The 17,239-nt window shown below is 75.8% G+C and carries 19 protein-coding genes; 6 read left to right on the forward strand and 13 right to left on the reverse strand.

What is annotated here, in order from left to right; genetic code table 11:
* Nucleotides 1-12 precede the first annotated feature (12 nt).
* Nucleotides 13-1,260 carry an O-succinylhomoserine sulfhydrylase gene (locus tag KG103_RS15030; RefSeq protein WP_243656232.1) on the forward strand — a complete coding sequence of 416 codons (1,248 nt, stop codon included), beginning with the start codon at nt 13-15 and terminating at the stop codon, nt 1,258-1,260.
* Nucleotides 1,261-1,323: 63 nt separating this feature from the next.
* Here the strand turns inward: KG103_RS15030 and KG103_RS15035 are convergent, their stop codons facing one another.
* The 3 genes from KG103_RS15035 to KG103_RS15045 all read right to left on the reverse strand — a co-directional run bounded on the left by KG103_RS15035 (nt 1,324) and on the right by KG103_RS15045 (nt 3,186).
* Nucleotides 1,324-1,839: a hypothetical protein gene (locus KG103_RS15035; protein ID WP_207339321.1), complete on the reverse strand. Its 516-nt coding sequence runs from the start codon at nt 1,837-1,839 to the stop codon at nt 1,324-1,326.
* Between the two features lie 89 nt (nt 1,840-1,928).
* Nucleotides 1,929-2,534: a pyridoxamine 5'-phosphate oxidase family protein gene (locus tag KG103_RS15040; protein WP_207339322.1), complete on the reverse strand. Its 606-nt coding sequence runs from the start codon at nt 2,532-2,534 to the stop codon at nt 1,929-1,931.
* A 112-nt stretch (nt 2,535-2,646) separates the two neighbouring features.
* Nucleotides 2,647-3,186 (reverse strand): hypothetical protein, encoded by a 540-nt coding sequence (locus KG103_RS15045; RefSeq protein WP_207339323.1) that lies wholly within the window; start codon nt 3,184-3,186, stop codon nt 2,647-2,649.
* Nucleotides 3,187-3,553: 367 nt separating this feature from the next.
* On the opposite strand from KG103_RS15045, the gene KG103_RS15050 reads away from it, so the two are divergent.
* Nucleotides 3,554-4,198: a DUF1345 domain-containing protein gene (locus KG103_RS15050; RefSeq protein WP_207339324.1), complete on the forward strand. Its 645-nt coding sequence runs from the start codon at nt 3,554-3,556 to the stop codon at nt 4,196-4,198.
* A gap of 6 nt (nt 4,199-4,204) precedes the next feature.
* On the opposite strand, the gene KG103_RS15055 is transcribed toward KG103_RS15050, so the two are convergent.
* Nucleotides 4,205-4,930, reverse strand: coding sequence for a DUF72 domain-containing protein (locus KG103_RS15055; protein ID WP_207339325.1), 726 nt, complete (start codon nt 4,928-4,930; stop codon nt 4,205-4,207).
* A gap of 126 nt (nt 4,931-5,056) precedes the next feature.
* Here KG103_RS15055 and KG103_RS15060 point away from each other — a divergent pair, with 126 nt between their 5' ends.
* On the forward strand, nt 5,057-5,617 hold the full coding sequence (locus KG103_RS15060; protein WP_207339326.1) for an META domain-containing protein: 561 nt from the start codon (nt 5,057-5,059) through the stop codon (nt 5,615-5,617).
* A gap of 36 nt (nt 5,618-5,653) precedes the next feature.
* Here KG103_RS15060 and KG103_RS15065 read toward each other — a convergent pair whose 3' ends face one another.
* The 4 genes from KG103_RS15065 to KG103_RS15080 form a co-directional block, all read right to left on the reverse strand.
* Nucleotides 5,654-6,616 (reverse strand): GNAT family N-acetyltransferase, encoded by a 963-nt coding sequence (locus KG103_RS15065; protein WP_249670621.1) that lies wholly within the window; start codon nt 6,614-6,616, stop codon nt 5,654-5,656.
* A 5-nt stretch (nt 6,617-6,621) separates the two neighbouring features.
* Entirely contained in the window at nt 6,622-7,317 is a 696-nt protein-coding gene (purQ, locus tag KG103_RS15070; protein WP_207339327.1) for a phosphoribosylformylglycinamidine synthase subunit PurQ, read from the reverse strand.
* Nucleotides 7,317-7,604 carry a phosphoribosylformylglycinamidine synthase subunit PurS gene (purS, locus tag KG103_RS15075; protein WP_207339328.1) on the reverse strand — a complete coding sequence of 96 codons (288 nt, stop codon included), beginning with the start codon at nt 7,602-7,604 and terminating at the stop codon, nt 7,317-7,319. Before purS ends, purQ begins: the two co-directional genes overlap by 1 nt.
* Nucleotides 7,605-7,757: 153 nt before the next feature.
* The gene (locus KG103_RS15080) at nt 7,758-9,245 is read right to left on the reverse strand and encodes an amidohydrolase (RefSeq protein ID WP_249670622.1); all 1,488 of its coding nucleotides are present in this window, start codon (nt 9,243-9,245) and stop codon (nt 7,758-7,760) included.
* A gap of 167 nt (nt 9,246-9,412) precedes the next feature.
* Between KG103_RS15080 and KG103_RS15085 the strand changes: the two genes are divergently transcribed.
* Entirely contained in the window at nt 9,413-10,237 is an 825-nt protein-coding gene (locus KG103_RS15085) for a DNA/RNA non-specific endonuclease (RefSeq protein ID WP_207339330.1), read from the forward strand.
* Nucleotides 10,238-10,271: 34 nt separating this feature from the next.
* Here the strand turns inward: KG103_RS15085 and KG103_RS18925 are convergent, their stop codons facing one another.
* From KG103_RS18925 to KG103_RS15095, 3 genes are all read right to left on the reverse strand, one after another.
* Nucleotides 10,272-11,207, reverse strand: coding sequence for a phosphoribosylaminoimidazolesuccinocarboxamide synthase (locus tag KG103_RS18925; protein ID WP_372434846.1), 936 nt, complete (start codon nt 11,205-11,207; stop codon nt 10,272-10,274).
* Between the two features lie 57 nt (nt 11,208-11,264).
* Entirely contained in the window at nt 11,265-12,566 is a 1,302-nt protein-coding gene (gene purD, locus KG103_RS18930; RefSeq protein ID WP_207378072.1) for a phosphoribosylamine--glycine ligase, read from the reverse strand.
* Between the two features lie 83 nt (nt 12,567-12,649).
* Nucleotides 12,650-13,237, reverse strand: coding sequence for a winged helix-turn-helix domain-containing protein (locus KG103_RS15095; protein WP_207339331.1), 588 nt, complete (start codon nt 13,235-13,237; stop codon nt 12,650-12,652).
* Nucleotides 13,238-13,313: 76 nt separating this feature from the next.
* On the opposite strand from KG103_RS15095, the gene KG103_RS15100 reads away from it, so the two are divergent.
* Nucleotides 13,314-14,654: an MFS transporter gene (locus KG103_RS15100; RefSeq protein ID WP_207339332.1), complete on the forward strand. Its 1,341-nt coding sequence runs from the start codon at nt 13,314-13,316 to the stop codon at nt 14,652-14,654.
* Nucleotides 14,655-14,681: 27 nt separating this feature from the next.
* Here KG103_RS15100 and KG103_RS15105 read toward each other — a convergent pair whose 3' ends face one another.
* Together KG103_RS15105 and KG103_RS15110 are read right to left on the reverse strand one after the other, a co-directional pair.
* A complete protein-coding gene (locus KG103_RS15105; RefSeq protein ID WP_207339881.1) occupies nt 14,682-15,968 on the reverse strand; it encodes an adenylosuccinate synthase in 1,287 nt (428 codons plus the stop codon).
* Nucleotides 15,969-16,178: 210 nt separating this feature from the next.
* Nucleotides 16,179-16,595, reverse strand: coding sequence for a DUF3151 domain-containing protein (locus KG103_RS15110; protein WP_207339333.1), 417 nt, complete (start codon nt 16,593-16,595; stop codon nt 16,179-16,181).
* 222 nt (nt 16,596-16,817) lie between these two features.
* Here KG103_RS15110 and KG103_RS15115 point away from each other — a divergent pair, with 222 nt between their 5' ends.
* Nucleotides 16,818-17,183, forward strand: coding sequence for an STAS domain-containing protein (locus tag KG103_RS15115; protein ID WP_207339334.1), 366 nt, complete (start codon nt 16,818-16,820; stop codon nt 17,181-17,183).
* Nucleotides 17,184-17,239: the final 56 nt, after the last annotated feature.

Here is a 17,239-nt window from a genome sequence, read left to right on the forward strand (position 1 = left end):
CTGCCGCCCGACCTGCCGCCCGGCCCGGGCGACTGGGACGACCACCGCCTCGACCGCGAGACCCTGCGCCCCGACACCCTCGCCGTGCGCGGCGGGCTGGTGCGCAGCGGGTTCGGCGAGATGTCGGAGGCCGTGTTCCTCACGCAGGGCTACACCTACGCCACCGCCGCGCAGGCCGAGGCCGGGTTCGCGGGCGAGGTCGACCGGTTCCTGTACTCGCGCTACGGCAACCCGACCGTCGCGACGTTCGAGGAGCGGCTGCGGCTGCTCGAGGGCGCGGAGGCGTGCTACGCGACGGCCACGGGGATGTCCGCCGTCTTCACGGCGCTCGCCGCGCTCGTCCGGTCCGGCTCCCGGGTCGTGGCGGCGCGGGCGCTGTTCGGCTCCTCGGTGGTCATCCTCGACGAGATCCTCGCGAAGTGGGGCGTGCGGACCGACTACGTCGACGGCCACGTGCCCGAGCAGTGGGAGCAGGCCCTCGCGACGCCCGCGGACGTCGTGTTCTTCGAGACGCCGTCGAACCCGATGCAGGACCTCGTCGACATCGCTGCCGTCAGCCGCCTGGCGCACGCGGCCGGGGCGACCGTCGTCGTCGACAACGTCTTCGCGACGCCGGTCTTCTCCCGCCCGCTGGAGCACGGCGCCGACGTGGTGGTCTACTCCGCCACGAAGCACATCGACGGTCAGGGGCGGGTGCTCGGCGGCGCGATCCTCGGCTCGGAGGAGTACGTGCGCGGCCCGGTGCAGACGCTGCTGCGCAACACCGGCCCGTCGCTGTCGCCCTTCAACGCCTGGGTGCTGCTCAAGGGCCTGGAGACGCTCAGCCTGCGCGTCCGCCACCAGGCCGCGTCCGCGCTGGACCTCGCCGGCTGGCTGGAGCAGCAGCCGGGGGTCGCGCAGGTGCGCTACCCGTTCCTGCCCTCGCACCCGCAGCACGCGCTGGCCCGCGCCCAGCAGACCGGAGGCGGGACGGTCGTCACCCTCGACCTCGCCGTCCCGGCGGGTGCGACGCCCGACGTCGCGAAGAAGGCGACGTTCGGGTTCCTCGACGCGCTGCGCGTCGTCGACATCTCCAACAACCTGGGCGACGCCAAGTCGATCGTCACGCACCCCGCGACGACGACGCACCGCCGGCTCGGCCCGGCGGGCCGTGCCGCGGTGGGCATCGGCGAGGCCACCGTGCGGCTGTCGGTCGGGCTGGAGGACGTCGAGGACCTGCGGGAGGACCTCGCGCAGGCGCTGGCGACGCTGCCGGACTGACCCGCGCGGACGCCGCCGGCCCGCGCCGCGCGGGCTCGGTCCGGTTCGCTCAGCCCGGTCGGCTCAGCCCGCGGCGACCAGGCCGACCGCGACGACGGAGTCCGCCGCCGCCGTCACGCCGACGTCCACGGCACCGGCCGGGACCTCGAACGGGTCGCTGTCCGCCATCGTCGACCCGCCCTGGAAGACCGGGACGCACGGCGCCTGGTACGACGTGAGCTCGGTACCGTCGGCGGCGGCGGCGACGGTGACGGTGACCGGGCCGCCGTCCGACGACGTGCACACGACGCGGAGCAGGTACGGGCCCGCCGGCACGTCGGCCACCTGGCCGACCTCGCTCTCGCCCGCGTCGAGCGGGGCCGCGAACGCCTCCGTGGACTCGCCGGCGGAGGCCAGCGCCTCCTGCTGCTCCTCCACGGTCGGCAGCTCCGTCTGACCGCGCCCCGGGACGGTCGGGGCAGCGATCTGCCCGTCGCTCGCCGACGCGCTCGGCTCCGGCTCGGGGGTCGTGCCCTCGGAGCACGCGGCCACAGTGAGCAGCAGCAGGACGGGGAGCGCGAGACGCCGTCGAGATCGCATGGCCGGGACCGTAGCGCAGCGGGCCCGGCCGCCGTCAGGGGCGTCCACCAGGAGGACGAACCGGGAGGAACCGGGAGACCGTCGCCGGCTCACAGGTCGACGGTCGCGTTCTCGCCGCCGTCGTACGCCGTGCCCGTGACCTTGGCCTTCACGAGGCTGAGCACGGTCGCCAGACGCCCGCCCGGGCTGTCCCAGTACTCGGCCGTCTCGGCCCGCAGCCGCACGAGGCACAGCTCGGGGGTCGTCGGTCCGTCGGGGAACCACGCCGCCGCCACGGGGTTCCACAGCTCGTCGATGCGGGCCTGGTCCTTTACCACGTCCGCCGTGCCGGAGATCGACAGCCACGACGACGACCCGGAGAACGCGGCGTTGGCGGGCGAGCCCGCCCGGATCTCCGCGACCTTGTGGCTGTCGAGGGTCGTGAAGAACCACAGGTCCCCGTCGAACTCGGTGTCCTGGACCCCCATCGGCCGGCTGACGAGCGCGCCGGACGCGTCCTGCGTCGTCAGCATGGCCAGGTGGTGGTCCCCCAGCAGCTCGCGGACCTTGGCCAGGGCCTCGTCGCGCGTCGGGCCGTCCTCGGGCTCCGGGCTGTGGCCGGGCGTCAGCGAGGGGCCGGGCGTCGGGGTGCTGCCCGACCACGGGGTGCTGCCGGTCGTCCCCGGCAGGTCCTGGCCCTGCGGTGTGGTGGTCATCTCGCCTCCGTCCACCGTCGGGCGGGCGCCCGTCCGGTCAGGCCACGCTAGGAACGCGGGCGCCTGCGCGCATCCCGGAGGGGACCTCGACGAGCCGGGCCGGGCCGGGCGGTCAGCGCGCGGCGAGGGCGGCGAGCGTCGCGGCGCTCCGGCGCGAGTCCCCCACCAGGGCGAGCGCGACCGCGTCGACACCCGTACGGGCCGCCAGCGCCGCCGCGTCCGCGACCAGGACCTCCGGGGGCGCCACCAACCACGTCGCCGACGGGGACCAGGTCAGCGCCGCGAAGGCCTCCGCGTAGGCGACGGCGGCCCGGCGACGGGCGGCGTCCGCGGCGTCGGCCGCGACGACGGCCTCGACCTCGAGGACGACCCGCACGTCACCGCGGTCACGGCCGACCGCGCGCACCTCGTCCTCCAGCACCTCGACGAGCGCACGGACGGCGGACGGGGTCGGCACCGCGGCGGAGTGGACGACGCGCACGACGTCGGCCCGCGCGGCCGCGAGCGCGAGCGTCGTCGGGTCGAGCGAGTCGGCGTCGAGCAGGAACTCCGCGACCTCCCGGTCGGGCACGGTCGGCGCGACCTCGACGGCCGGGACGCGACGGACCTGCGACGCGCCGGTGTCCGAGGCGGCGACGGGTGGGGCGGGCACGGGCGAGGCGGGTGCCGCCGCGGCCCGGGCAGGTGCGGTGGCGGTGGATGCGGCGCGGGCGGACGACGGTCGGGCGGAGGTCGCACGGACGGTGGTCGCACGGACATGCGCGAGAACGGGCTGAGCCACGGGGAGGTCCTCGAGGTCGAACGGGGTGCGCAGCGAGGGCGGAGCCGCAGGCGCGCGGGGTCGTCAGCTCAGCGACAACACACCCGGACGGAGGACATGCGGGCCACAGTAGCGCCGGTCCTGGGATCGCAACAGCCCCGTCTCCCCCGGCGGACGCGGCGCGAGGGGTCGGCCGGCGGTGGTGCGGGGTGAGCCGGCTGCACGTGCCGCCCAGCAGCTCGGGCGGTTGGATGAGGACGTGACCGAGGACATCGCGCGAGGGGACGTCACCCCGGCGACGCGGCTGGCCGTCTCGTCGGCCGTCGGCGTCGTCGCGGCTGTCGTCACGGTGCGCGCGGTGCCGGACGCCACCATCGTCACCGCGCTGCTGGTCGGGTGGGCCACCGTGGCGACCGTGTCCTCCGCGTGGAGCTGGTCGTTCCTCTGGCCGCTCGACGCCGACCAGACCCGGACCCACGCCACCCGCGAGGAGCCGACCCGCCTCGCGGCCGGCGCGTTCCTGCTGACGGCGTGCGTGATGAGCCTCGTCGGGATCGTCGTGGTGCTCGCCGGCTCGCAGGGGCGCGCCCGCGACGTCGGGATCACCGCCGCGATGGCCGCCGTGATCGCGTCGTGGGTCGCGCTGCAGACGATGTTCACCGTCCGGTACGCGCTCGACTGGTACGCCGAGCCGGTCGGCGGCATCGACTTCCACCAGGACGCACCCCCGCGGTACTCCGACTTCGCGTACCTCGCGATCACGGTGGCGATGAGCTTCGCGACCTCCGACCCGGACATCGTCGACTCCGGGGCCCGGCGCACCGTGCTGGCGCACGCGCTGCTGTCGTACGTGTTCGGCACGTTCCTCGTCGCGCTGCTCGTCAACGTGCTCGCGGGGCTCTGACGGCGCTCACGCCAGCAGGCCGCGCAGGGTCCACGCGTTGCGCACGGCGTTGCCGCCGCCGTCGTTGTTGAAGTAGGCGACGACGTCGTGCCCGGCCCCCTCCCACTCCCGCAGCCGGTCCGCCCACCAGCGCAGGTCGTCGTCGGAGTAGGAGCCCGCGTACAGGTGGTGGTGGTCCGGGCCGTGCAGCCGCACGTAGACCAGGCGCGACGTGGCCCGCAGCACGCACGGGATCCCCGCCCCGGACACGACGCAGTACGCGGCCCCGTGCCGCGCGAGCAGGTCGAACACGGCGTCGGTCTGCCACGACGGGTGCCGCAGCTCGACGGCGACCTGCACCCAGTCCGGCAGGGAGCCCAGGAACCAGTCGAGCCGGGCGTCGTCCCGCTGCGCGTCCGGGCGCAGCTGCACCAGCACCGCCTCGCGCCGGCCGCGCAGCTCGTGCCACGCCCGGGCGATGCGCTCGGACCACACCTCGGGCCCGTACAGCCGCCGGGCGTGGGTCAGGCCGCGCGACGCCTTCACCGACATGGTGAACCCCTCGGGCAGCCGCTGGCGCCAGGACGCGAACGACCGGTCGCGGGGCCAGCGGTAGAAGCTCGCGTTGAGCTCGACCGTGTCGAACTCCTCGACGTACCGGGCGAGACGCTCGTGCGGCGGCAGCCCCGGGCGGTAGAGGACCCCGTCCCAGTGGTCGTACGACCAGCCGGAGGTCCCGATGCGGATCGTCACCCCCGTACCCTCGCGCGACCGGGCGCGGTCCGCACGGCGGTGCGGGGGCGCCCTGTGGCGGGCACGCGCACGGCGGATACCGTCGAGGCAGCGGCGGGGTGCGCCGCGGACCACGAGGGGGCGGCCATGGCACGCACGACGGGACGGGGCCACGGGCCCGCGACGGCCGGGCGCACCGCACGGCGCGGGGGCCGGCCACGAGCAGGCCGCGCACGGCGCACCCCGGCCACGGCCCTCCTCGTCGGCGCGCTCCTGCTGGTGGCGGCGTGCACGACCGGCACCGAGCCGACCGGTGGGACCACCACCGACGGCGGGTCGACCGCGACGGGCACCCCCGGCACCGGTGACCGGACCGACGGGGCGTGGGCGCTGACGTCCGGCGAGGTCGACGGGGCCGCGCTGACCGTGACCGGCGGCGCGCCGGTGACGCTGCTGGTCGAGGACGGGCGGGTGTCCGGGACGTCCGGCTGCAACACCTACACGGGCGCGGTCGACACGACCGACGGGTGGTCGGTCGGCGACGTCGGCCTGACGCGCATGGCGTGCGAGCCGGCGGTGATGGCGCTGGAGACGGCGTACCTCGACGCCCTGGCCCGGGTGGACGCCGCCGAGCTCACCGACGACGGGCTGGAGCTCACGGGGCCCGACGTCGTGCTCACGTTCGTCGCGGACCCGAACGCCGCCTGACGGACGCCGGCTGCGGGCTCCGGGCGGCGCGGCGGCTCAGAGGTCGCGTGCCAGCCACAGCGAGACGGGAAGCACCGGCCAGGCGTCCGCGGGCGGCGCCACCGGGCGGTAGCCCTGCGACAGGTACAGCTCCAGCGCGGCGGGCTGCCGGATGCCGGTGTCGAGCACGACGCGTGTGGCACCCCGCGCACGGGCGTCGACCTCGACCAGCCCGACGAGGCGTCGCGAGAGCCCTCGACCGCGCGCGGACGGCACCACGTAGACCCGCTTGAGCTCGGCCGTGCCCGGGCCCCAGGACGCCGCGGCATCACGGCGCGTCGCGCAGCCCACCGGCTCGCCGTCGCGCCGCAGCAGGAACGTCGTCGAGCCCGCCGTGCCCTGGTCGTCTGCCAGCCGCGCGGCCGTGCCCACCGCGTCGTCCGCGTGCTCGGGGTACAGCGGCGCGAGCTCGGCGACCATCGCCCGGCGCAGCGCGACCGCGTCGGGGTGCTCCCAGTCGACCCGCTCGACGCTCACGCGTGGCAGCAGGCGCTTGGCGAAGCAGCGGGACTCGACGACGCCCACGTACTCGCCGTAGCTCTCCACGGGCCGGTACCCGGCGGCCAGGTACAGGCCGATGGCCTCCGGCTGCAGCACGCCGGTCTCGAGCACGAGCCGGTCCAGCCCGCGCCGGGCGGCCTCCTCCTCGAGCGCGGTCAGGACGCGCGGCGACAGCCCTCGGCCGCGGTGCTCCGGGCGGACGTACATCCGCTTCAGCTCGCCCGTGCCGGGGCCGAGCTCGTCGGACGCGTCACGGAGCGCACCGCAGGCCACGGCCTCACCGTCGACGCGCAGCACGACCATCGCGACGATCGAGTCGCCGGTCATCGCGTGCCCGATGTCGTCGTCGCCGTACCGTGCCCGCAGCTCGGCCTGCTGGGCCGTGCGCAGCGCGGTGGCGTCCGGGTCGTCCCAGGCGACGAGCTCGAGACGCACGTCGCCGCGGGTGCGCGTGGCCACCGGGGTCAGGAGACGAGCGCCTGCAGGACGGACGTGAAGAACCGCAGCCCGTCGGTGCCGCTGCGCGGACCGGCCGGGCCGTCGGGACCGAAGCCCGCCTCGACGGCGTGCTCGGGGTGCGGCATCAGGCCCACGACGTTGCCGGCCGCGTTGGTGATGCCGGCGATGTCCCGGCGCGACCCGTTGGGGTTCTGCCCGACGTACCGGAACACGACGCGCCCCTCGCCCTCGAGCTCGTCGAGGGTGCGCTCGTCGGCGACGTACTGGCCGTCCTGGTTCTTCAGCGGGATCGTGATCCGCTCGCCCCGCGCGTACGCGCGCGTCCACGCGGTGTCGGCGTTCTCGACGGCCAGCACCTGCTCGCGGCAGACGAAGTGCAGGTGGTCGTTCTTGATCATCGACCCGGGCAGCAGGTGCGCCTCGGTGAGGACCTGGAAGCCGTTGCAGATGCCGAGGACCGGCAGGCCCGTGGCGGCCGCGTCGACGATCTCGCCCATGACCGGCGCGAACCGGCTGATCGCGCCGGCGCGCAGGTAGTCGCCGTACGAGAACCCCCCGGGCAGCACGACCGCGTCGACGCCCTTGAGGTCGGCGTCCGCGTGCCACAGCGCGACGGGCTCGCCGCCGGCCAGGCGCACCGCGCGCGCGGCGTCCCGGTCGTCCAGCGTGCCGGGGAACGTGACGACGCCGATGCGACCCATCAGGCCAGACCCTGCGAGACCACCGTCGCGGCCGCGTCGGCCTCGATGTCGGCCACGCGCACGACGTCCTCGATGACCGGGTTCGACAGCACCTGCTCGGCCGCGGCCGCGGCCGCCTCGAGGACCTCGGGCGTCACCGGCCCGTCGACCTCGAGCTCGAACCGCTTGCCCTGACGGACGGACGTGAACTGGCCGAACCCGAGCCGCGGCAGCGCGTTCGCGACGGCCTTGCCCTGCGGGTCGAGGATCTCGGGCTTCGGCATGACATCGACGACGACTCGTCCCACGGGTGCTCCCTGGTTCACGACGTACGGGTTCGGGCCGATCCTACGGGCACGCCCGCACGCCGCGGGGCGGCGTCCACCACGCAGGCGAGGGCCGGGCGGCCGCGCCACCGGGACCGCCGGACGACCCCGCCGGGCAGGGGCTACGGGCAGGGGCTACAGGGCGGCGTGGGCCCAGGTGCCGGCGACCAGGGTGCCCGTGACGCGGACGTCGCGGACCGCACCCGGCGTCGCCGCGAGCGCCACGGGGTCGTCGTCGAGGACCACGAGGTCCGCCGGGTCGCCGGTGCGCAGGCCCAGCGGGCGGCCGTCGACGGACGACGCCAGCGCCGTGCGCACGTCGACCGCCTGCTCCGGGTGCCACGACGGCCGGTCGTCGCCGGTGCGCCACACCGCCGCGTCGATCGCGAGCCACGGGTCCAGCGGCGCGACCGGGGCGTCGGAGCCCAGGGCGAGCGGGACCCCGGCGGCGTGCAGGTCCGCGAACGGGAAGGCGCGGTCGGTGCGGCCCGCCCAGTGCCGGTCGGCGACGTCGCGGTCGTCGGGCAGGTGGGCCGGCTGGACGCTCGCCGTGAGCCCGAGCGCGGCGAACCGCGGGACGTCCGCGGGGTCCAGCAGCTGGGCGTGCTCGACCGACCCGCGCGCACCGGTCGCGGCGAACGCGTCGAGCACCAGCGTGTTCGCGGCGTCCCCGATCGCGTGCACGGCGCAGCGCAGGCCGTGCGCGTGGGCGTGCCGCAGCAGCGGCACCAGCTCGTCGGCCGGCACGGTGAGCACGCCGCGCGCCAGCGGCCCCTCGACGCCCGGGTAGGGGTCGTGGCACCAGGCGGTGCGGGTGTTGAGCGAGCCGTCGACGATGACCTTCAGCGGCCCCTGCGTGACGCGCGGCCCCGCCAGCCGGTCACCGGTGTGCAGGTCCTCGGCCACCACGCGGTCCAGGTACGGCTGCCACACGCCGGCGCGCACGCGCACCACCGGGTCGCCCGACGCCGCCCGGCGCCGCCAGGCCGTGACGTTGTCCGCGATCTCCAGGTCCACCACGCCGACGACGCCCCGGGCGGCCGCGGCGCGCAGCGCGTCCGCGACCAGCGCGTCCTGCACGTCGTCGGGCACGTGGTCGAGCGCCCCCATGAGCGGCATCCACTCGGCCTCCCGCAGGACCCCCGTCGGGTGCGCGGTCACGCCGAACAGCCGCAGACCCGCGCTCGACACCCACGCGCAGTGCAGGTCCCCCGAGACGAGCACGACCGGCACGTCGCCGGCGACGGCGTCCAGCAGCGCGGCGGACGGCACGTCGGGCCACGTCCCGTCGCGGAACCCGATGCCGACCAGGGGGCGGCCCGCGGGCGGCGGCTGCGTGCGCAGCCGCTCGGCGACGAGCCCCACCACCTGCGCGGCCGACCCCGCGCCGGACACGTCGAGCCGCCCCCGCGCGAGCGCCCACTGCGTCAGGTGCGTGTGCTGGTCCCACAGGCCGGGCAGCAGCAACCGGCCGTCGAGGTCGACGGCCTCGACGGCCTCGCCGGACAGGTCGACCGCACCGCCGATCGCAGCGACGCGGCCGTCACGGAGCACGACGTCGACGGGCGCCTCCTGCCCGAGCAGGCGCGCGCGTCGCAGGACGAGGGGGTGTGGGACCTCCACCGGACCTCCGGGACGTGGACGGGTGAGCCGCAGGGAGACTACGTCGCCCATCGTGCCTCCACCCCCCGGGCCCGGCGCACGTCGCCCCCCGAGCACCCCGGCGGCCCGCGGCGGACGTGGGTACCGTGGTCGGGGTCCGGTGGTCCGCTCGGGGGCAGGGGTGGCTGATGGGGTACGACCCGACGTTCCTGGGGCCGCTGGTCCCGCTGCCCCGCGCGCCGCAGGAGGTGCGCGAGCTCCCCGCCACGCACTTCACGGTGCTGCTGGACCCGGCCCGTCGGCTGGCCGCGGCCACGGCCGTCAACATCGACGGGGTCGCGCTGCTCGACGTCCCGCGCGACGACGACTGGCGCCTCGACGAGCGCGTCCCGCTGCAGGAGCAGACGGGCCCGGAGCTGTACGCCCGCAACGACCTGGACCGTGGGCACCTGGTGCGGCGGCGCGACCCGGTGTGGGGCACCCCGGGGGAGGCGGCGCAGGCGAGCCGGGACACGTTCACGTACCCGAACGCGGCGCCGCAGGCCTCGGGGTTCAACCAGAGCCGCGAGCTGTGGCTGGGCCTGGAGGACCACCTGCTGGAGCACGCCCGCGCGCAGCGGCTGCGGCTGTCGGTGCTCACCGGCCCGGTCCTCGCCGGGGACGACCCGGAGTACCGGGGCGTCCAGCTCCCCCGCCGCTTCTGGAAGGTCGCCGCGTGGTCGCTCGACGCGGGGCGGCGCCTGGCGTCCGCCGCGTTCGTGCTCGACCAGACGCCGCTGCTGCCGGCGACCGAGCTCGCCGCCACCACGCACGCGGCCGCCGAGGCCGACGAGCCGCCGCCGCTCGGGCCGTACCGCACGTACCAGGTGCCGGTCGCCGACGTCGCGGACCTCACCGGCCTCGACCTGGGCCCGCTGCCCGCCGCCGACGTGCTGGCCGTGACCGCCCCGCAGGAGCTGGCCTGGCGGGAGCTGGGTGCCCTGGACGAGGTCCGGCTGGAGGCCACCGCCTGACGGCCGCCCGACCGAGCGGGCCGAGCCGCTGCGGTCAGACGTCCAGCGGTCGGCCCGTCAGCCGCTCGTACGCCTCGACGTAGCGCTCGCGGGTGCGCTCGACGACGTCCGCGGGCAGCGGCGGCGGGGGCGCGTCGGACGCACGGTCCCACCCCGAGGCGGGCGACGTCAGCCAGTCCCGCACGTACTGCTTGTCGAAGCTGGGCTGCGACCGGCCCGGCTCCCACGCGTCGGCGGGCCAGAAGCGCGACGAGTCGGGCGTCAGGACCTCGTCACCGAGCGTGATCGCGCCGGACGTCGGGTCGGTGCCGAACTCGAGCTTCGTGTCCGCGAGGATCACGCCCCGCTCGCGCGCGACCCGCTCGGCACGCGCGTACACGGCCAGCGTCAGGTCGCGCAGCCGCTCGGCCGTCTCGGGTCCCACCGCGTCGACGACCACCGAGAAGCGCACGTTCTCGTCGTGCTCACCGAGCTCAGCCTTGGTCGCGGGCGTGAAGACCGGCTCGGGCAGCCGCGAGCCGTCGACCAGGCCGGCCGGCAGCGCGATGCCCGTGACCTCGCCGTCCACCCGGTACTCCGCGAGGCCGGAACCCGTCAGGTACCCCCGGGCGACGCACTCGACGGGGAACATGTCGAGGCGCCGGCAGACCATCGCCCGGCCCGCGACGGCGTCGGGCACGTCGGTGGACACGACGTGGTTCGGCACCAGGTCCGCGAGCTGCTCGAACCACCACAGGCTCAGCTGCGTGAGGACCGTGCCCTTGCCCGGGATCCCGGGGCTGAGCACGTGGTCGTACGCGGACACCCGGTCCGAGGCCACGACCAGCACGACGTCGCCGTGCTCGTCGCGCAGCGCGACGCCCGCCACCGAGTCGTCGGGCTCGTACAGGTCCCGGACCTTGCCGGAGTACACGTGCCGCCAGCCCGGCAGCGTGACGGTCGGGGCGAGGGGTGCGTGGGTCACGCGCACAGTGTGGCGCGCGGCACCGCCGTTGCGCGACGGACGACCACGTGGTGGTGCGGTCCGTCAGGCCTCCGCGACCGCCAGCGCGATGTCGGTCCGGTGGTGCGAGCCGGCGAGGGCCACCTGGTCGACCGCGACGTACGCGGCGCGGCGGGCCTCGCCGAGGGTCTCCCCCACGCCGACCACCGACAGCACACGCCCACCGTCGGAGACCAGCAGCGGGTCGTTGAGCGGGTTGTCCGGGTTCTCCGGGTCGTCGACCGCCGTGCGCACCGCCGTGCCCGCGTGCAGGACGTGGACGCCCGGCACCGTGTCGGCACCGTCGAGGCCGGTGATCGGGTCACCCGTGCGCACGTCACCCGGGTACCCGGCCGACGCGATCACGACCGTGACCGCCGCGTCGACGCGCCAGTGCAGCGGCTCGAGGGCACCGAGGCGACCCTGCGCCGCCGCCAGCAGGACGCCCGCCAGCGGCGTCGCGAGGCGCGCGAGGACGACCTGCGCCTCCGGGTCGCCGAACCGGGCGTTGAACTCCACGACGCGCACGCCGCGGCTGGTCAGCGCGAGGCCGCAGTACAGGACCCCGACGAACGGCGCGCCACGGCGGGCCATCTCGGCGACCGTGGGCCGCGCGACCTTCTCGACGACCTCGTCGACCAGGCCGTCGGGCGCCCAGGGCAGCGGCGAGTACGCGCCCATGCCGCCGGTGTTGGGGCCCTGGTCGCCGTCCAGCGCACGCTTGAAGTCCTGCGCGGGCACCAGCGGCACGACGTCGGTGCCGTCGCTGAGCACGAAGAGCGAGACCTCGGGGCCGTCGAGGAACTCCTCGACGACCACACGGCCGCCGTCCTTGGCCAGGCACGCGGCGGCGTGCTCGAGCGCCGCGGCGCGGTCGTCGGTCACGACGACGCCCTTGCCGGCGGCGAGCCCGTCCTCCTTGACGACGTGGGGGGCGCCGAACTCGTCCAGCGCGGCGGCGACCTCGTCGAGCGTGGTGGCGACGCGTGCAGCGGCCGTCGGCACGCCGGCGGCGGCCATGACGTCCTTGGCGAACGCCTTGGACCCCTCGAGGCGCGCGGCCTGCGCCGACGGCCCGAACACCGGGATCCCGGCGGCCCGCACCGCGTCGGCGACGCCCGCGACCAGCGGCGCCTCGGGGCCGACGACGACCAGGTCGACGCCGAGCGACGTCGCGAGCGCGGCGACGGCCGTCCCGTCCAGCGGGTCGAGCGCGTGCAACGTCGCGTGCTGCGCGATCCCGGGGTTGCCCGGGGCGGCGTGCACCCCGGTCACCTCCGGGTCGAGGGACAGCGTGCGGGCGAGGGCGTGCTCACGGGCACCGGTGCCGACGACGAGGATCTTCACGGGGCCCGACCCTACCTGCGCGGTGGCCACCGGGCAGCGGCGACCGCACCGGGACGCCGGACGGCGCTGCGCGCCGGTGCGCCTCAGCCCTCGCCGGGCCGTCCGTGGCGCACCGGGAAGACGTCGAGGTGCACGCGCACGCGGCGCGCCCCGTCGACGCCGTCCTCGCCGCGCGCGTCGCTGAGCTCCTTGTACTCGTCGACCACCTCGAGCACGCGCTCGATGAGGCGGCGGGTCTCGTCCTGCGTGAGGTCGAGGCCGGTGCTGGACATCACCTGCGCCTCCCAGGTGAGGTCGACGTCCTCGACCCAGGCAGCGAGCTCCTGCGACCGCTCCGCGACCATCGCCTGCATCACCGCGTGGGCGGACGACGCCGTGGCCGGGTCGACGAGCAGGTCGGCGCTGTCCATCGTGAACCCGACCGCGCGCCACCAGCGCTCGCGCCCCCCGGTGTGGTCGGGGTCGTCCTCGACGAAGCCGTGCCGCTCGAGCTGGCGCAGGTGGTAGCTGGTCTGGCCGCTCGACTCCCCCAGCGCGCGCCCCAGCATGCTCGCCGTCGCCGGGCCGTCGTTGCGCAGCGCCCGGTACATCGCCATGCGCAGGGGGTGAGCGAACGCCTTGAGGGCGTCGGCGCCGATGCTCGGGCCGCGCAGGGACTTGTCGTCCGTCATGTGCAGAGATACCTTTGCAGAGTCTTCTTTGCATAGAACGCTTTGCAGAGCGTCCTCTCACCCTAGCGAGGTCCCGATGGACAGCACCGCCACCACGACGCCGGACGCACCGCCCGCGCCCCCGCCCGCCGCCGCACCTCCCGCCCCCACCACCGGCGACCGAGGGCTGGGGCCGCGGTTCCGCGCGCTGCTCGTCGCGTCCGGCGCGTCGAACCTCGGCGACGGCATCCTCATGGTCGCCGTCCCGCTCGTCGCCATCGGGTTCACCCGGTCCCCGGGCCAGATCGGGCTGCTCACCGCCGCGACGTGGCTGCCGTGGCTGCTGCTCGGCATCGTCGCCGGCGTCGTCGTCGACCGCACCGACCGACGCCGCGTCCAGGTGGTCGCGCTCACCGCACGGGCCGTCCTGCTCGCCGGCGCGGCCTGGCTCGCCGTCAGCGGCGGCCTGACCCTCACCTGGCTGCTCGCGATCGTCCTCGCCTACGGCACGACCGAGGTCTTCGCCGACCTCGCCGCCAACGCGCTGGTGCCCGACCTCGTCACCACCGAGCAGCTGCCCACCGCCAACGGCCGGATCGTGTCGGTGCAGGAGGTGGCCAACACGTTCCTCGGCTCCCCCGCGTCCGGGGCGCTGCTCGCGCTCGGCACGGGCTGGGCGTTCGGGGCACCGGCAGGGCTGGCGGCCCTCGCCGTCCTCGTCCTGTGGCGCGGGCTGCGGGGCAGCTACAGCCACGCACCCTCGCGCGCGTCCGGCGAGGAGACGCCGGGGGTCGTCCGGCGCGCCCTGGCGGACGTGCGCGACGGTCTCGCGCTCGTCCTGCGGCACCGGGTGCTGCGCCCGCTCGTCCTCGCCGGTGCGCTCGTCAACCTGACCAGCACCGCCTACATCACCGTCTTCGTGCTCTGGGTCGTCGGCCCCGGGTCCCGGGTCGGTGTGCCCGCGACCGTCTACCCGCTGCTGCTCACGCTCGCCGCCGTCGGCGCCGTCCTCGGCTCCGCGCTCGTGGGCCCCGTGCTCGCGCGGACCAGCGAGGTGCGCGGGATGGTGGGCTCCTGGTCGGTCGCGTTCGGCACCCTCGCGCTGCCCGTGCTCGTGCCGCACCCGGTCGCGATCGGCGCGGCCCTGCTGGTCATGGGCACGTTCAGCACGATCGGCAACGTCGTGAGCCAGTCCGTGCGCCAGCGCATCGTCCCGCGCGACATGCTCGGCCGCACGGGCGGCGCCACCCGGACCCTGGTCTTCGGCCTGATGCCCGTCGGCGCCCTGCTCGGCGGTGCCGTCGCCGAGCGCTGGGGCATCGCCACGACGCTCGTGGGAGCCACCGTCGCGGCGCTCGCCGTCGCGGCCGGTCTCGCGGTCGCGATGCGCGGCGTGACGCCGGCGGACCTCGCCGCCCCGCAGCCCGGGACCCGCTGACGTCGCGGCGGGCCGGGCGCGGAGGGCTCAGCCCAGCAGCTCGTGCCGGATGATCGTCGCCTCGCGGCCCGGCCCGACGCCCACCGACGAGATGCGCGTGCCCGACACGTCCTCGAGGTACTGGAGGTACCGCTGCGCGGCCTTGGGCAGGTCGTCGAAGTCGCGCGCGCCGCTGATGTCCTCGGACCACCCGTCGAGGTACTCGTAGACCGGGCGGGCGTGGTGGAAGTCGCTCTGGTCGATCGGCATGTCCTCGACCCGGCGGCCGTCCACGTCGTACGCGACGCAGACCGGGATCCGCTCACGGCCCGTGAGCACGTCGAGCTTGGTGACCACCAGGTCGGTGAGCCCGTTGACCATCGAGGCGTAGCGCACGACGACCGCGTCGTACCAGCCGGTGCGGCGCGGACGGCCCGTCGTGGTGCCGAACTCGCCGCCGGTCTGCCGCAGCCACTCCCCGTCGACGTCCAGCAGCTCGGTCGGGAACGGCCCCTCGCCCACCCGCGTCGTGTACGCCTTGGCGACCGCGACCACCCGGTCGATGCGGGTCGGACCGACACCCGAGCCCGTGCACGCCCCGCCCGCGGTGCACGCGGACGACGTGACGAAGGGGTACGTGCCGTGGTCGACGTCGAGCATCGTGGCCTGGCCGGCCTCGAACACGAGCGTCCTGCCCTCGTCGAGCGAGCGGTTGAGGAACTGCGGGGTGTCCGCCACGAACGGGCGCAGCCGCTCCGCGTGGCGCAGCAGGTCGTCGAGGGTCTCCTCGACCGTGATCGCGCGCCGGTTGTAGACCTTCACCAGCAGGTGGTTCTTCTGGTCCAGGGCGCCCTCGAGCTTCTGGCGCAGGATGCCCTCGTCGAAGAGGTCCTGGACGCGGATGCCGATGCGGTTGATCTTGTCGGCGTACGTCGGGCCGATGCCCCGCCCCGTCGTGCCGATGCGGCGCTTGCCGAGGAACCGCTCGGCGACCTTGTCCATCGTCCGGTTGTACGGCGCGATGACGTGCGCGGCCGACGACACCAGCAGGCGCGAGGTGTCGACCCCGCGGGCCTCCAGCGCGTCGATCTCCTCGAACAGCACCTCGATGTCGACCACGACACCGTTGGCGATGACCGGGACCACGCCCGGCGTGAGGATCCCCGAGGGCAGCAGGTGCAGGGCGTACTTCTCGCCCTCGATGACGACCGTGTGCCCGGCGTTGTTGCCGCCGTTGAACTTCACGACGACGTCGGTGCGGTCACCGAGCTGGTCGGTCGCCTTCCCCTTGCCCTCGTCACCCCACTGGGCTCCGAGCACCACGACGGCCGGCATGACGATCACCACTCCCAGGCTGCCTGCGGTGCGGCTCAGCCCGCAGACGGGCGCGAGCGGGCTCGCGGCGCGGGTGACCCCAGCACGCGCGGCAGTGAACGCGTACCACCGGGAAGGGTACCGGAGCGCCGCGCGGCCACGGTCGGGACGGGTCCCCGGCCGGTTCCGGGCGGGGACCCGAACAGGCCCGGCCCGCCCGCCGCGGACGGCTCACCGCAGCGCGGCGACCTCCTCGGCCGACGTGCCGCAGTCCCGCAGGAACGTGCGGCAGCGCTCGCCCTCGGCCGTCTCGCCGATCGCGTCCGCGGCGCCTGCGAGCGCGAGCAGCGCCCGCAGGAAGCCCTGGTTCGGTTCGTGCGCGACCGGGACCGGGCCGCGGCCGCGCCAGCCGGCGCCCCGCAGCGCGTCCAGGCCGCGGTGGTAGCCGGTGCGGGCGAAGGCGTAGGCCGTGACGGGGTCGGCCGCGCGCTCCGCGAGCAGCGCCCAGACCAGGGACGACGCGGGCGCCAGGGGCACGACGTCGCGCGGGTCGGTGCCCGCGGCGAGCGCGGCCCGGGCCGTCGCGTCGGCGCCGTCGGCGGGCAGCAGCGTCGGGGGCGGTCCGTCCAGCAGGTTCTCGTGGGTCATGGCGCCAGTGTGCACCGCGGTGCGCGGCGGGAGGTCGCCGGGCACCGCACCGACGACCGGGCACGCTCGGGCGGACCCCGCGGGGCACGACCGGACCGGCCGGGCGAACCGGGACGAGCCGGGCGTGCGCTCGCACGTCGCGGGACCCGCGACTACAGTCGAACGGCCGACCAGTACCCGCCCCCGCGCCCCCCTCCCCGGTCGGTACGGAGCACAGGACCCATGATCGAGATCTCGACATCGTCCACGACCACGACCCTCGTCGTGGCGGGCGACCTCGACCTGGCCGAGCGCGACCAGTTCCCCGAGGTGACGGCGCGCGTCGTCGGGCTGCGTCGTCAGCTGCTCGTCATCGACATGTGCCGGGTGACCTTCATGGACTCCACGGGCGCGGCGTTCCTCATCTCGCTGGCCGACGCGGGGCGTCGACGCGGCGGCGCCACGGTGCTGCGCGGTGCGGCCGACCGGGACCTCTTCGTGCTGGAGATCTGCGGCGCGCTCGAGCTGTTCCGCATCGACGCGGACCACCGCTGCGAGCTGGGCGCCGAGGCGGCCCTGACCCCCGAGGACGCCCCCGCCCCCGCCTGAGCCCGAGCTCGGGCAGGCACGCGAAGGCCCGCCTGCCGGACGACCGGTCGGCGACC

It is taken from the genome of Cellulomonas wangleii (genome assembly GCF_018388445.1).
In the GTDB taxonomy this organism is placed as follows: Bacteria; Actinomycetota; Actinomycetes; order Actinomycetales; family Cellulomonadaceae; genus Cellulomonas; species Cellulomonas wangleii.

What these genes read in the sequence shown, in the direction of transcription:
- KG103_RS15035 (WP_207339321.1), bottom strand. Translation starts at nt 1,839, where the DNA reads ATGCGATCTCGACGGCGTCTCGCGCTCCCCGTCCTGCTGCTGCTCACT.
- KG103_RS15040 (WP_207339322.1), bottom strand. Translation starts at nt 2,534, where the DNA reads ATGACCACCACACCGCAGGGCCAGGACCTGCCGGGGACGACCGGCAGC.
- KG103_RS15060 (WP_207339326.1), top strand. Translation starts at nt 5,057, where the DNA reads ATGGCACGCACGACGGGACGGGGCCACGGGCCCGCGACGGCCGGGCGC.
- purQ (WP_207339327.1), bottom strand. Translation starts at nt 7,317, where the DNA reads ATGGGTCGCATCGGCGTCGTCACGTTCCCCGGCACGCTGGACGACCGG.
- KG103_RS15085 (WP_207339330.1), top strand. Translation starts at nt 9,413, where the DNA reads ATGGGGTACGACCCGACGTTCCTGGGGCCGCTGGTCCCGCTGCCCCGC.
- KG103_RS15095 (WP_207339331.1), bottom strand. Translation starts at nt 13,237, where the DNA reads ATGACGGACGACAAGTCCCTGCGCGGCCCGAGCATCGGCGCCGACGCC.
- KG103_RS15100 (WP_207339332.1), top strand. Translation starts at nt 13,314, where the DNA reads ATGGACAGCACCGCCACCACGACGCCGGACGCACCGCCCGCGCCCCCG.
- KG103_RS15105 (WP_207339881.1), bottom strand. Translation starts at nt 15,968, where the DNA reads ATGCCGGCCGTCGTGGTGCTCGGAGCCCAGTGGGGTGACGAGGGCAAG.
- KG103_RS15110 (WP_207339333.1), bottom strand. Translation starts at nt 16,595, where the DNA reads ATGACCCACGAGAACCTGCTGGACGGACCGCCCCCGACGCTGCTGCCC.
- KG103_RS15115 (WP_207339334.1), top strand. Translation starts at nt 16,818, where the DNA reads ATGATCGAGATCTCGACATCGTCCACGACCACGACCCTCGTCGTGGCG.